Annotated in this window: 7 protein-coding genes; 1 reads left to right on the top strand and 6 read right to left on the bottom strand. The window is 66.6% G+C overall.

All coding sequences use genetic code 11. From position 1 onward, the window contains the following. Positions 1-106 precede the first annotated feature (106 nt). From ACFYSC_RS21585 to ACFYSC_RS21570, 4 genes are all read right to left on the bottom strand, one after another. Complete coding sequence (locus ACFYSC_RS21585; RefSeq protein ID WP_389964317.1) at positions 107-1,729, bottom strand: SMI1/KNR4 family protein; 1,623 nt, start codon at positions 1,727-1,729, stop codon at positions 107-109. 618 nt (positions 1,730-2,347) lie between these two features. Next, a complete protein-coding gene (locus tag ACFYSC_RS21580; RefSeq protein ID WP_389964314.1) occupies positions 2,348-2,734 on the bottom strand; it encodes a hypothetical protein in 387 nt (128 codons plus the stop codon). Between the two features lie 452 nt (positions 2,735-3,186). Further along, positions 3,187-3,729 carry a HEAT repeat domain-containing protein gene (locus tag ACFYSC_RS21575; protein WP_389964310.1) on the bottom strand — a complete coding sequence of 181 codons (543 nt, stop codon included), beginning with the start codon at positions 3,727-3,729 and terminating at the stop codon, positions 3,187-3,189. 10 nt (positions 3,730-3,739) lie between these two features. Then, on the bottom strand, positions 3,740-4,468 hold the full coding sequence (locus ACFYSC_RS21570) for a polymorphic toxin-type HINT domain-containing protein (RefSeq protein WP_389964307.1): 729 nt from the start codon (positions 4,466-4,468) through the stop codon (positions 3,740-3,742). Here ACFYSC_RS21570 and ACFYSC_RS21565 point away from each other — a divergent pair. Further along, on the top strand, positions 4,467-4,907 hold the full coding sequence (locus tag ACFYSC_RS21565) for a hypothetical protein (RefSeq protein ID WP_389964304.1): 441 nt from the start codon (positions 4,467-4,469) through the stop codon (positions 4,905-4,907). The genes ACFYSC_RS21570 and ACFYSC_RS21565 overlap by 2 nt on opposite strands. 255 nt (positions 4,908-5,162) lie before the next feature. Here the strand turns inward: ACFYSC_RS21565 and ACFYSC_RS21560 are convergent, their stop codons facing one another. Both ACFYSC_RS21560 and ACFYSC_RS21555 read right to left on the bottom strand, forming a co-directional pair. Next, positions 5,163-5,579: a hypothetical protein gene (locus ACFYSC_RS21560; RefSeq protein ID WP_389964301.1), complete on the bottom strand. Its 417-nt coding sequence runs from the start codon at positions 5,577-5,579 to the stop codon at positions 5,163-5,165. A 47-nt stretch (positions 5,580-5,626) separates the two neighbouring features. Further along, on the bottom strand, positions 5,627-14,059 hold the full coding sequence (locus ACFYSC_RS21555) for a DNRLRE domain-containing protein (RefSeq protein ID WP_389964298.1): 8,433 nt from the start codon (positions 14,057-14,059) through the stop codon (positions 5,627-5,629). Between the last annotated feature and the right edge of the window lie 78 nt (positions 14,060-14,137).

Below are 14,137 nucleotides of genomic sequence, written 5' to 3'. Positions count from 1 at the left end.
GGTGCGGCGCCGGCCGATGCGGCGGGTGCTCAGCACCGGTGGCCGGCCAGGCCGGTCGGCGGAAGCCAGAGGGCCTCACCGGTCGCATCGGTGAGACCCCTTCCCGTCACCGCGCCTGCTTCCAGTCCAGCTGGCCCTTCCGCACCACGGGACGCCAGCCGCGGATCGGTCTCCCGGTCTCCAGGGAGTCGGCGGTGGCCCGGAGCAGGGCGAGATAGGAAGGCCAGACGACGTCGCCATCGAGTTGCAGTCCCGTCTCGTTGAAGTACTCGCCGGTCTTGCCGGTGCGGGTGTCGATGAACAGGTTGCCGCCGTCGATGGCGGTCGCGAACGGCAGGAGATGACCGTCCCACCAGTAGCCGGCCATCTCCTCGGGCCCGCCCAGGACGATGCCGCACAGCATCTTCCAGTCCGCGTGCAGCGCCTTGACCGACATGAACTCGTAGAACGGCGCGGGACCGAACCCGCCCCAGTAGCGGGCGCCGTCGTGCCGCAGCAGGGACGCCCGCAGGTCGTCGGGGAACCTCATGCCCATCGCCGCCTCGGCCCTGGCGATCTGAACCGGGGTGGCCGGGCCGTACAGGGTCCGGTGGCTCACCGGCGCCCTGGCCGCCAGCCAGCGCTCGATCCGTCGCCACGCCGCGTTCACCCGCGCGGCGACCGCGGGATCCACGGGCCGTACGGCGGGCCGCCGCCGGGCGGGGCGGCAACCGCTGGCGCGGGCCTGCGCCGGGGTGAGCTCCTGCGAGACCGGGGTCGGGGACGGGGTGGGGGCCGGGGACGGGCGCGGGGCGCCGGCGCAGCCGCCGGGCAGTGCGTCGGCCGGCTCTTCGTTCCAGCGCAGCTCGCAGCCCGTGGTGACGGCCGGGTACCGCTCGCGCAGTGCCGTACCGCTCTCCAGGGAGGAGGCCAGCGCCTCCAGCAGCGCCAGGTAGGAGGGCCAGCCCATCGGGCCGTCGTAGCGCAGGTTGCGGCCGTACTCCTTCTCGCCGACCCGGCCGGTGCGCGGATTGACGAACAGCTCCTGGCCGTAGCCTGTGGCGGCGAACGGCAGCAGGCTGCCGTGCCAGGTGCCGCTCTCGGGGTCGGCCGCCTCCGGCGGCCCCTCCATCACCAGGTCGCGGCAGTTGTACGAGCGCAGGCTGGTGAAGCTGTCCAGTGAGGCCAGGCCGTGGGAGAACGGCAGCTGGAATCCGGCGCCGAAGTTCCCGTCGGCTCCGTCGTGGCGGAGCAGCGACGCGTACAGGTCGTCGGGGAGCCGGGCCCGCTGGTAGTGCTCCCACCGGGCGACGTCGTGCGCCTGCGCCGGATGCCGGAGCCTGCGCAGCGTGGCCGAGGCGTGCGCGCCGAGCCAGCGCTCGATCCCGTCCCACGCCCGCTCCACCCGGGCGGCGACCGCCGGGTCGAGGGCGCGCGGGCTGAAGGCGGGCGTCGGTTCGTCGGTGACGAGCGGTTCGGTGATCACCTCCGGTTCCGGTCCCTCCCCCTCCCAGGAGACGGGTTCGCAGCCGGCCGCGCGGGCCTGGGCCGGGCTGAGCGCCCGCGCCCGGATCGCCGCCTCCAACTCCGTGTCCCGGCGCCCCTCGGAGTCGTAGCACGTCATCGATATGGAGCCGAAGCCCCCGAAGCTGCACATGGACGTCTCGGCCGCCTCCGGCGCACCGGCCACGACGAGGCTTCCCAGCAGCACGAGGGCGAACGCTGCGCGAATGCCACGCGATATCGGCACTCGCCGCACCCTACCGGCTCATTTTGATCTTCACCACAGAACGACCGGTTCCGAATCTCGATCATCGAACCCGGCCCCGCCTGCGGCCTGACCGCCGCCCACATCCACGTCCTGTCGGCTCTGCACCCACTGGTCGTCCGCGGCCTGACCATCCTGGCCGACTCCGGCCATGACGGCGCCGACACCGGCATCCGCACTCCCACCAAGAACCCGGCTGACGGTGGGCCCCTCGACGTCGGCTCCCGCACCCGCAACGAACTCCTACGCACCCTGCGCTGTCTGGGGAACGCAGATTCGCCCTGCTCACCCAACGCTGGCGCACCCTGCAACGCATCACCGTCGGCCCAAGCAGGATCGGTGCATCGTCAAGGCCGCGTTCATCCTCACTCATTCCGAGCACGGGTGCCTGGCGTAGAAATCGCTGAGATCACCTCATTGACGTTGTGGCCAAGAGCCTCAGAAGGCCCCACCGAGCACGCTCGGTGGGGCCTTATCAGCGGCGCTGGAACTCCCAATTGGCCGAAGCTGTTGAGAGTCAAGCGCCACTCTCACGAGAACCTGTACAGATCCTCCAGGGCGCATCCCACGCAGTCTCTATATCTGCGACGCCTAGGCTATTCACAGATCATAGGGATAAAGCTGCAGTTCGGGAACCTGGAAGGAAATGAACCCCTTGATGGGAAGCTCTGACCTGAGATTCGGGATTTCAATCAGGATGATGTCCGATCCCACCCTAATCCCCACGACTGGATCATCGTCATCGTTAAACTTGACAACCTCGCCCGTAACGAGGGTGACAAGATCTGTCCCGGCGACCTTCGAAAGGGAAGCAGTGCTCGACGGGGCCGTCACCCACTCCGTCACCTCCTCCGGAACCTCTATCTCGACATCGAATTGGCCCGTATCTGCGGGATTCGGCCCCATCCAGCGGTCGGACGCGGTGCCGGGCGCGCATCGGAAAGATACGATTCCTAGCGAATGGTCTATTATTTGCAGAACTCCCACTCTCATTATTTCAGCCCCAGTGGAACGCGCTGCATTGTATTGCTGGCGGTCCATGTATTGGTGACGGAATTCCAATCCTATGTTTCCATGTGATAGTGGAATCTCGTGGGTTTGCTGTTCATCTCATGATCACCCATCCGAATGCTGCGGCGCCCATCGGCAGATACAAGTCGATTGGGATCGACCTGTCCCGTTCGCGGATGAATATTCGTATACGGGTCACGTGATCGGCGGCTAAAGTTACAAGCCACCCGCCGCATACGTGCTCCCTGATTTCTCGGCAAGCGTTAATGGCTGCGTTCAGTTATTCCTGAACCTGTTCCATGCCGGTAGGGTTTCTGGCTCCGCCGATGTCGGCGTAGTACTTTTTGAAGCTGTTTCTGAAGCGGCCGAGGTCAACTCCATCGGGAACCGTAACGGTGTCGGTCTTGCCGCCGCCACGATCGCCTACGTTAGTATCCAAGCATATGATGCTCAACGAAGCCGAGCTGTTCCTCTATGCCGAGAGCAACGGCAGCGTGCCATCGAACTGCTGATGGCCAGGCTGCTGTGGTCATCATCCGCAGTTTATCCATCGCCTCATCTGTGTTCAGTTCGCTAAGCGAGAGAATCACTTTCTGGCAAAGCCAGAAAGCTGGCGCTTCGTGTTCACACGAGCGTTCCGCGAGCCGGAACATGCTGTTCGCTGAGGCCTCCTCTCTGATCTCCCCGAGAATATCTATGAGGTCTTCGTAATCGATTCCCTTGAAATCTGAATCTATGAGTTCGGTGACGGTGCCGCCGAGGCCGGCTACCTTGAGTGCGGCGGCAAGGTTCGCGAATCTTTCAACACGGCGCCAGTTGCGCTGCGCCGCTGATTCTTTGATCCATCCCACCACGGTACTTGAGACGGCTGGATATCTTTTCGCGATCTCCTGGGCGCGCTCCGGCGAGATATAGCCATCTATCAGTGAATCGACCTTTTCGATGATATTATCTCCTGCTCCATGATTCATGGCCAATCATCTACTCTCCTGAAGTCGCCGATCCAGGTGCTCCCGGGACTGGGTGACAAAATTCTCCGTTCCCTTCACGGTAATCTCGCCGTTCGGCCCAAGCTGATTGAACTCTCTTTCTCTCATCGCCCGGTAGAACGTCTCGCCACATTCGGTGTTGTGAACGAGGAGGTCGGCCTCTCCCGCGGCCGTGTGAGTAGGTGTGGATGTCGGCGGCGGACAGGTTGTGGACGCGCTGGCCGTGCCGTACCTCGTGGCGGACGGCGGTGATCTGGACGTGGGTGCCGGCGGAGGTCCGCAGCCACATGCCGGGGCGGAACTGTCCGGCGTCGGTCCAGGCACCGTACTCGGGGACCCAGCTGGGGTGGCGGTCGGTGGCGGTCACACTGCCGGTCTTGGCGCCCCGGTCGCCGTCGACGTCGCCGGTGATGGTGACCAGGCGTTTGACGCCCTTGCTGGTGATCGTTTTGAGCACCGGCTTGGCGGCGGTGGCGCCGGTCGCCGGGTCGGTGGCGATGACCTTGTCGCCGACCTTCAGGGTGTCGATCGCCTTGTGGGTGCCGTCGGCGAGCAGAACCTTGGTGCCGGGGAGGAAGCTGCTGATCGGGCAGGCGCTGGCGGCTCCGCCGGGCTGGCTCTTGGGCTTGGCCGGCACCTGCTTCCGGGTGGTGACGGTGGTGCCCTTCTTGTCCTTGCTCAGCACGGCCTGGGCGCTCTGTTTCACCCGGTGGGCGTTCATGATCTGTTTCTCGATCGTCAGCGGCGGCGTCGTTGCCGGCCTTGACGGCGGCGGCCAGGCGGTCGGAGAACTTGTTGAGAGTTCCGGCCGCCTTCTTGACGGCGTTGGCGGCGCCGGTGACGTTTCCGGCGACCTTGACGGTGGTCTTCATCCATTTGACCGCGGTGGCGGCGGTGCCGGCGAAGAGGATGGCGGCGGCCGCCGACAGGGCGGCGTCGACGTAGTTGCCCTCGGCGGTGTACCAGGCGGCGTTGGCCAGGTCGGCGACCTCGCCGACGGCCGGGACCATGCCGACCACGTCCAGGGCCGGATGGCCGACGTCCGACAGCGACAGGCCGAACAGACGGCTGTCGATCTCGACGTAGGAGACGGGGTTGCCGCCGGTGAAGGCGTGATGGTTGGCGGTCCAGGGGGCGGTGCCGAGGTCCGTCCAGGGTGAGGAGGTGGTTGAGGCCGGGGTTGAGGTCGCGGAACTCCACGTCGTACCTGCCGGTGGGGTTGCCCAGCGCCAGGTACGACATGGGGCGCGATTGCGGAAGCGTCGCGCCGGGTCGAGCGGGAATTCCCGCTCGACCCGGCGCTTTGGCCGCACTATGCGCCGTGTGGGCGGCCCGTCAACTGCTTGCCGACTCGGGTGAGGCGCCGGCGGCCACGAGGACGGCCTCCTGTCCCGCCGGGCGTATGAACATCCAGGTCAGGTTTCGTTTCCCGCTTCCCGGCCCTTTCCGGGATCGTGATTCCTCCAGTCCCAGAAGGGGTCCAGATGGAACCGTTCCAGAACCTGGTCATACCTGAGGAGCTCTCCGTGATTTGTGTCAAGGAGCCCGTCGAGCCCCTGGATGACTTCCGGAAGGAGCCGGCGGATGGAGGGCATGTCGGGATACTCGATGAGTATCGCACTGAATTCTCCCAGTTCTTGGGAGATTTCAGCGATTTCCTCCTTCTCGAACTCGGCGATGACGTCACCGGACAAGTCGACGCCGAAAGAAAATCCCCCTTGTTCCAGGTGATCGAAGAACTCCCCCTTGCTGTAGGAGCCGACATGGCGCAGTCGGTCCACGAGCTTTCTGTGAGTATCCACGTCACTCAGGAGCACGATGGTGGGTCGCATGGCGATGCCTCCTTTTTGGCCGGGCAGCTGCCGAGAGGGTGTGAAGCCTACGGCGCCAGGACGTCCAGCAGTACATTCTTATCTCGGGTGACCATTATCCCAGCCTTTTCGAGACTCTTGATGACGCTTCCGCGCCCTTCCGGAAGGTACACGATCACTGGGTAGCCCGTCAGGCTCTGTGTGGCCAAGGCCTGCTTCAGGGCGCCCTTGCCCGAGCCTGCTTTCACTTGGATCACTGCGTTCTTGGTCACGATATCGAAGTCGGTGAGAGGCTTTCCGTCGGCCCCCATGATTTCGATTCCCTGAGCCACGACATGGCCTGGATAGCGGGCATTGATGTCTTTGACGAGTTCGGGGACGAGCGGGTCGTCGCCCTTGCCGATCAAATGTGCCGCTTTGGCCGCGCCGCCGAGCTTGCCGAGCTTGCCGAGCTTTCCTAGCTTGCCGACCGGTATCACGGAAATGGCGGCCCACACGCAAGCCCCGCCATCTCCGCCGGCACAGTTGACGTAGTCCGCAACAAAAAGATCGTAAAGTGCGGCCACCTCTGACTTGCCCCACCGGCAATTCTGATGACCGATCTTCTTGCAGAACGTGAAGTAGGCGTTGATGTCCTCGCCGGGCATGGGGCTGGGAGTCGCGGACGGATCGGCGGTGGGGGCGGCATCCGGCACGGGTGCCAGAGGCGACGGCTGTGGTGTCGGTGACGGAGCGGGGCCTGTTCCTGCTTGGTAGGTTCCGCCGTAGCCGTTCTTGTCGTAGGCGGGGAGTCCTGCCTGTTTGCGGGCGATCGCGTTGTTCTTGCTCACGCAGTCGGGGGAGTTCGGTGAGCATCCGTAGGGGTCGTGGCCGTCGAGTTCGATGCCGGTGATGGGGTTGCCGCCGGTGAAGGCGTAGCGGTTGGCGGTCCAGGGGTCGGTGCCGAGGCTGAGGTCGGCCAGGGCGCCGTTGTAGGAGTCGAGGGTGAGGAAGCGGTTGAGGCCGGGGTTGTAGTCGCGGAACCCCATGTCGTACATGCCGGTGGAGTTGTCCCAGCGCTTGGCGTTGAAGCGGTAGGGGTTGTACTCGTCCTTGGCGGTGGGGTTCGCGGGGTCGGGTTTGTCGACGCCGGTGAACAGGGCGTCGTCGTTGCTGCCGTAGGCGGTGTAGCCGTAGGTGGCGCGGGTGTCGCCGGACTCGCCGGTGATGGCTTCGACGTCGGTGTGGGCGTTGTAGCCGTAGTAGGAGGACTCCTCCCCGCCGGCGGCGGTGGTCTTCACCTGCGACAGCCGCTCGCCCCACGGGCTGTACTGGAAGGAGCGGACCAGTTTGCCGGCGACCTCCTCGTCCAGCACCTCACCTGAGAGGCCGAGGTAGGAGTAGAGGGTGGTCTTGGCCTTGTCGGTGCCTTCCTTCTCCGTCTTGGAGGTGGTGCGGTCCAGCGGGTCGTAGGTGTAGGTGGTCACCGTCGGGGTGGCCCCGTCGCCGCCGAGCTTCTCGTGCCGGGTGACGTGGTCGAAGCCGTCGTAGGTGTACTTCTCCCGAACCTTGCCGCCGCCGGTGATGGTGCGCAGCCGGCCGTACGGGTCGTAGGTGTAGGTGCTGGTGGCCCCGGCGGTGGTGGAGGTCATCAGCCGGTTGCGGTCGAAGGTGAAGGTGGTCTGCTTGCCCAGCACCGTCTGGTCGTAGACGTTGCTGTTGGCGTCGTGCCAGTAGATGTCAGTGGTCGCCGCGCCGCCGCCGACGGGTGTCTTGACGGACTTGGCGATGCGGTCGCGGGGGTCGTAGGTGTAGGTGTACTCGTTCTCCAGGTAGGCGCCGGGGGAGTCGGCGTTCTGCAGCTTGGTCAGGTCGCGGGAGCGCTGCAGGTTGCCCTGGTAGCCGATGGTGTGCTCGGAGACCACCGTGCCGCCTGGTTTCTTCTCGATCGAGTGCCGCAGCAGGCCGTCGAGGAAGTAGTCGTAGGCGACGGTGTTGCCGTTGGCCTTGGTCTCGGTCAGCCGTTCGGCTCTGGGCGTGTAGGTGTAGCCGGTGGTCTTCGGCGCGGTGTCGGTGGCCGACTTCTTGTTGACGACCTGGTCGACGAGGTCGCGGACGTCGTAGCGGTAGGTCGCCAGCGTCTTGTCGTGGGTGCGCTCGGTGACGGCGCCGTTCTCGTTGTAGCGGTAGGTCGTGGTGTTCTTCACCACGCCGTCGAGCTTCTCCTTGATCGTGTCGATCTGGTTCAGGCCGGTGTAGGCGATGTCCCAGACGTCGATCTTCGCGGTGGGGGAGTTGTCCTCGATCAGGGTGAGGTTGGCGTTGGGGTCGTAGGTGTAGTGGAAGTCCTTCTTCTCGGTGTCGGTCTCACCGCCGGCGTCACGGACCAGCTTGACCGCGTCCGCGGCGACGGTTCCGTTCGCCTCGTCGGTCAGGGTGATCGAGTGGGTGTTGCCCTCGGCGAAGGTGAACTCGCCCAGGCTGACCCATTCACCCGCGCGGGCGGTCTGGTCGACCGTCGCGGTGGTCTCGCCGCCGTCGTACTTGATCGTGTACTTGGCGTTGGTCGCCGTCGCGCCGGTGGGGTAGCGGACGTGGACCTTGTACTTGCCCTTCGAGGGGGTGGTGAGATTCCAGGTGAAGGCCGACTGGCCGGTGCCGGCCGGGGCGATGGCGTAGTCGTAGCCGGTGAAGCCGGTGCCCGGCTCGACCGTGGCCGCCAGGCCCGTGCCGCCGCCTGCGGCGCCGACGGTGGTCCAGGAGCCGGTGGTGCTCACCTGCCCGACGTCGGAGTTGTCGTCCAGGACGACGTCCAGGCCGAGCGGCGCCCCGTCGTCGGAGTGGGTCCGAAGCTTGCCGTCGGGGTAGTAGGACCAGTCCATGGCCCGCTGTGAGGAGCCGCCCGCGCTGGTGACGGTGCGGTTGGTCTGCAGGCCGAGGGTGTTGTAGTCGTAGGTGGTCTTGATGTCCCACGGGTCGGTGGTGGTCTTCGACCAGCCGTTGTCCCAGTAGGTCATCTTGGAGACGTTGCGGATCGTCTGCCCGTGCGACGGCGGGGCGGAGATCTCCTTGAGCCGCGACACCTCGTCGTAGACGTACTTCACCGAGTCGGGGGTGTCGTACTTCGGGTCGCCGGAGTCGAAGGGGTAGATCTCCTCGGCCGGCCGGTTGAGCTTGTCGTACCTGGTCTCGGCGATGAAGTCGGTGTCGTCGTCCGTGGTCTCCACACCGCGCGGGGTGATGACCTTGGTACGGTTGCCGACCTCGTCGTAGACGAACCGGGTGACCGTGTACTTGATCGTCCCGTCGGTCTGCGAGTGCGGCACCCTCGTCTGGGCCACCTCGCCGCGGCCGTTCAGGTCGATGAAGGTCTTGTTGCCTTCCTGGTCGGTCTGGCTCGTCACCAGGCCGTCCAGGTCGTACCCGGTCCCGGTCTCGTGACCGGCGGCGTCCTTGGCGCGGGTGATGCGGTGGTTGCGGTCGTAGGTGTAGAAGGCGGTGTAGTCGCCGGTGTCGGCGGTGGCGTTCTTACGCGGGGCGATGACCGTGGTGGTGTTGCCGACGTTGTCGTAGACGTAGGTGATCTTGTGCTGTTCGGCGTTGAGGACGTCGGTCAGCTGGTAGATCGGGTCGTAGGTGTACGTCGTGACGAAGTCGCCCGCCTCGGGGGTGAGGTTGCCCTTCGGCTCGGTCTGCGTCTTGAGGTTGCCGGCCGCGTCGTAGGTGAAGGACACCTTGCGCTCCGGCCCGTCCGCGGTGTCCTTGGGCAGCACCGACTCCAGCAACTGGTCGGCGTCGTCGTAGAGCGCGGTGGAGACCGCCCCGTTGGGCGCGGTCATCGTGACGATGTTGTCGTTGCGGTCGTATTCGGGCGCCGGGGTGACGATCAGTACCGGCGGGCTGGCGTCCTGGTCCTTGGGGACCGTGTTCTCCAGGGGGCGTTTGAAGACGTCGTAGGTCTGGGTGGTCTTCTTGCCCAGCGCGTCGGTCACCGACCGCACGTTGCCGCGCACGTCGTAGGAGGTGACGGTGTCCTTGCCGTACGCGTCGGTGATCTTCTCCGGGTAACCGGAGGGGTGGTAGTCACCGTAGGAGGTCGGGTTGTCGTTGGCGTCGATGCTCTTTGTCAGCTGACCGAAGCCGTCGTACTCGTACGACGTCGTGTAGTCGCCGTCGGCGGCCGAGGCGACGCCGAGCGGGTCGGTGACGGTCTTCAGGTTGCCCTTGCCGTCGTAGCCGAAGACCCACTTACGGCCCTCCGGTGAGGTCTTCTCGGTCAGGTCCGCGACGTAACCGTTCAGGGAGGGCGTGTACTTCAGTACCGTCGGATCGGTGCCGTTGTGGTTGGCCTCGGCGTCCCACAACTTCTGCGGATAGCCGGTCTTCGGGTCATACTCCCAGCTGGCGTAGGCGCCGTTGGCCTCGGTCAGCCGGGTGACGTTGTGGTCGGGGTCCCACTGCAGGCCCGTGGTCTCGTTCTTGGCGTTGGTGATCGACTCCGCCCGGCCGTAGGCGTCCAGCACGTACTTCGTCTGGTGCTGCAGCGGGTCGGTGACGGTGGCGTGGATCTTGCCGCCCTGCGGGCCGTCGGGGTCGACGTAGTCGAACTTCGTCTCCCCGTCCAGCCGGTCGATGAGCTTTTCGACCTTCCACTTGTCCTTGGGGTCGACCGGCGCCTCGTAGTAGGTGACGTCGGTGGAGTGGCCGCGCGGGTCCTTCACCGACACCAGCTTGACGTTCTTGTTGCCCTGGGTGGCGTCGTAGGTGAAGCCGAACGTCTTGGCCTGCTCGTCGCCGGCGCCGTCGACCATCTTGGCCATCAGGCCCTTGTCGGTGTAGGTGAAGGTGACCTTCCGCCCGGCGATGTCGGTGATGGACTCGACGTTGTCGATGATGTGCGGGTTGGTCAGCTTGGTGGCCTTCACCTCCTTGCCGGCGTCGTCGATGTAGGCGTAGTCCTGGCCCTTGGCGTAATAGGTGAGGGTCAGGGTGCGCCGGCCGGTGGCGTCGGTGATGTGCTGCAGGAACTTGGTGGGCTTGTTGTTGGACTTGCGGCGCTCGTAGGTGAACGACATGGTGTTGCCGTTCTTGTCGACGATCGCCGACTGGAAGCCCTCGTCGTCGTAGAAGAACTGGGTGCGGTCGGGCTTGGTGAACACCCACTTGCGCAGCGGGTCACGCGATCCGGTCTGCTGCAGGTACAGGTGCACGCCGCGGGGGTTGCGGTAGGCGCAGGTGGACGGGGTGCAGGTCTTGGGGTCCGTGCCCTCGGGCAGGGTCCACACGTGCGTGGTGCCGTCGCCGTCGGTCATCCGTACCTGCGAGGGCCAGTCCTGGCCGGGCGGATGGAAGGAGACCTGCGATCCCAGCCGCTGCAGCGTGGAGGCCTGCAGGCTCCAGCCGTACCCCATCGACGAGGCGGAGGTGTCGAGGCTGTTGTAGGTCATCCGCACGAACGTCTGCGGTCCGCGGGAGGGATTGGTGAAAGCGTTGTAGTTCCACACCAGGTTGCCGGCGTACGGGTTGACCAGCGCGGTGGATCCGGCGCCGGTGTTCTTGCCGGTGTACTGGTAGAACTTCTCCAGTCCCAGCAGGTCGCTGGTGGGGGAGTCGAGGCGGATCTGCTGCGGCAGCTCCGGCAGGTGGTGGGTGGCCGACTTCCAGTTGTTGGTGGTGGTGTCCTGCACGTCCCACACCAGGCTGACGGCCTCGGCCTTGTTGCCGCCGGCGCCGGTGAGGGCCGGGGCCTTGACGGTGGCGTAGACCGCGGTCGACGCACCCGGTGCCAGGTCGGCCGGCAACTGGGTTCGGAGCTGGTTGTCGGCGGTGGAGACGTCGGTGCCGTCGGGCAGTTTCCAGTGGTAGGACAGCGCGGTGGAGCCGGCCTTCCAGGTTTCGGCGGTGGTGTTGGTGACCGCGACGGTGATCTGCCGGGTGGCGCCGGCGTCCAGCCGGTCGGGGGTACCGGGGGCGTAGAAGGTCGAGGCGCCGTCGGTCTTGTCGGCGTAGGTCACCCGCAGCCGGGGCCGCAGCAGCGGCTCGTCGGTCTCGGAGGCCAGGAACTGCACCGACTGCTTGGCCGTACCCGCCTCGTTGGCGACCTTGACCAGCAGGCCACGGTTGCTTGAGGGATCGGCGATCCATGCCTTGGCGGCATTGGTGACGGTCCACTGCTGCCAACGCGGCTGGGCGCTCACCGCGCCGGCCGAACCCAGCACCGCCGCGTCGAAGTCGCCTCCGGCGGTGCTCCAGGAGGCGGTGGCGTCGGCCTTGGCCCAGGTGGCGTTCTCGTCGAAGCCGCGGGTGAGGCGGTGGGCGTTGAAGGTGACACCCGAGCCGGTGGAGGTGGCCGCCCACAGCGACAGGGTGGCCTCGCTGATCTGGGCGTCGGCCGGGATCCGGCCGGCGAAGTCACCGAAACCCACCAGCGCGCGGGTGGTGCCCGGCGTGGTGGTGGTGTTGCCGGCCTGCAGCCGCTTCAGCCCGCCCACGGTGTCGTGGCCGGCCGATGCCTCGCCGGAGGCGAGCGTGGTGTCGGCGTCGGCGACCAGCACCCGGGTCACCTGGCCGGGACGGGGCAGGATGACCCGCATCTCCTGCGAGGCGGAGGTCTGGCCGTTCTTCAGCACCGACTCCACCCAGTAGGTGGCCTGGTGGATGTAGGCGGGATCGGCGGCGGCCTGGGGGTCGGCGCCGCTGCTGGTGTCGACGTAGGAGGTCACGTTCGCCGGCAGCGTGGTGACCAGCTGCGAATCCAGGGTGGAGGCGCCCTCGCTCAGCTGGCAGCCCGAGGGGCAGTACCGGTACAGCCGGTACTCGGCCAGATCGTCGGAGGCGTCCCCGGGGGTGGGGTCGGCGTACGGTGTCCACGACAGCGACGCGCCCACCGAGGTGGCCGTCTCCGGCTGCTTGAGCCGCACCGACGGGGTGCCGAAGGTGAGGGTCAGCTTGGGGTACGTGGCGGTCTCACCGGTCATGCCGTCGCCGCCGTAGAGGTCCTCACTGGACTCGTACACCGGCCCGCCGATCTTGGCGGTGGAGGACTCGTCGGCGGCCTTGAGCAGCACGCCCCAGGCTGGGTCGGCGGTCGCCGACCAGGCGTTGGCCAGGGCGGTGACATCGAAGGAGTGCCAGCGCGACAGCTCCCCGGCGTTCTTGGTGACCGAGGCGGCCACCGTGGGGGAGAAGGTCGGCTGGTTGTTCCAGGTGGCGGTGAAGGAGTCCCAGTCGCCGGTGATCTCGTGCGCCTCCACCGTGACCGGCCCGGCGGTGCCCAGGGCCTGGTCGAAGTAGGTCTCCAGCGTCGCCTGGTCGACGCGGGCGCCCAGCGGCAGCACGTCCCAGCTGGGCCAGTTGAAGTACAGCAGCGCACGGTTGACGCCGTTCGCGGTCTTGCCGACCGGCAGCTTCCAGGAGGAGTCGAAGTTCACCTTCGGCGAGGCCGAGTCCACGTAGGTGTTCTGGGCTGAGTCGACACCGAGGTCGATCGTGGGGTCGATCACCACCGGCCACTTACGGTCCGGCGCGGCCAGCCACGCGGCGTCCGGCTTCAGGGTGATCGTCGTCTCGGCGCCCTGTCCGCCCAGCGTCTGGGTGACGGCCGCGGAGAAACGCCTGCCGTACGGAGAGGCCGGATCGGCGGCGGAGTCGACCATGAACGGCTTGGGGATCGTGAATGCGGGAACGTCCTCACCCTTGGCGGTGAAGGCGATCGAGCCGTCCGGCCGGGCCTGCGGCTCGACGCCGCCGGTCTTGACGGTGAAGGCGAACTCCGTCCCCGCCGCCGGCGCCTTGGACAGGACGATGTACTCCTTCACCCCCTGGGAGGTGAGCTTGTAGACCAGATCGGCGCCGTCCCACACGCCGCGGTAGGTGACGGTCGAGCCCTTCACCTCCGGGGCGATCCGCCGGGATCCACCCGCCACGCCCAAGGTCAGCTGCCGCTCCCCGGTCTTGATCCTCGCGAGCCGGGCGGTGTCGTCGCCGAAGCGGGAGGAGAAACCGGTGCGGTCGTTGCCGTGGATGAAACCCTCACCGGAGGCCGCGCCGACCGCGGTGTCGATCGGCTGCCACGCGCCGTCCGCGTCCCGGTAGTGGCGAGGAACGCTGGACAGCTCCACCTGCCGGCGGCCGTCCTCCAGCTCATAGACCGAGCCGTAGGTGAAGCGCTTTCCGGTCAGTTCCTTGACCCGCTTGCCGGGGGGTTTCGGCTTCTGCCGCTGCGGAGCGGTGCCGGTACGGCCGGGCAGGGCCGCGGCCCCGGTGCCGGCGCGCATCTCTCCCCGTGGAGGTTCGGCGAACAGCTCGCCGATGCCTGTGGCCAGCCGGGCCAGCAGTCCCGGCCCGGCCGCCGCCGGGATGGACGGCTGGGCCAGCGCCGGGGAGGCCGGGGCCAGGGAGGCCAGCAGGGCGACGCCGGCCGCCGCGGCGATCAGCCGTCGCCGCGGCCGTTTGCGGCGCCGGGGGGATCCGGTTTCCGACCGGGCAGGCCGATCGGAAGAGGTGGGGGGTAACGGGCGCACACCATCTCCAGTCATGCCAGAAGTGGCTGGTAGAGAACAAAACGCCCTGATCGTAAAGATAGAGATGACAGCAGTAAA

This window comes from Streptosporangium sp. NPDC004379, from assembly GCF_042873875.1.
In the GTDB taxonomy this organism is placed as follows: Bacteria; Actinomycetota; Actinomycetes; order Streptosporangiales; family Streptosporangiaceae; genus Streptosporangium.
The sequence above is the reverse complement of the archived record's forward strand: the minus strand, read 5'-3'. Positions and strand labels throughout refer to the sequence as shown.

Bases quoted from the DNA above. Each gene is read 5' to 3' on its own strand.
- ACFYSC_RS21575 (WP_389964310.1), bottom strand. From the start codon at position 3,729: ATGAATCATGGAGCAGGAGATAATATCATCGAAAAGGTCGATTCACTG.
- ACFYSC_RS21565 (WP_389964304.1), top strand. From the start codon at position 4,467: ATGATCTGTTTCTCGATCGTCAGCGGCGGCGTCGTTGCCGGCCTTGAC.
- ACFYSC_RS21570 (WP_389964307.1), bottom strand. From the start codon at position 4,468: ATGAACGCCCACCGGGTGAAACAGAGCGCCCAGGCCGTGCTGAGCAAG.
- ACFYSC_RS21560 (WP_389964301.1), bottom strand. From the start codon at position 5,579: ATGCGACCCACCATCGTGCTCCTGAGTGACGTGGATACTCACAGAAAG.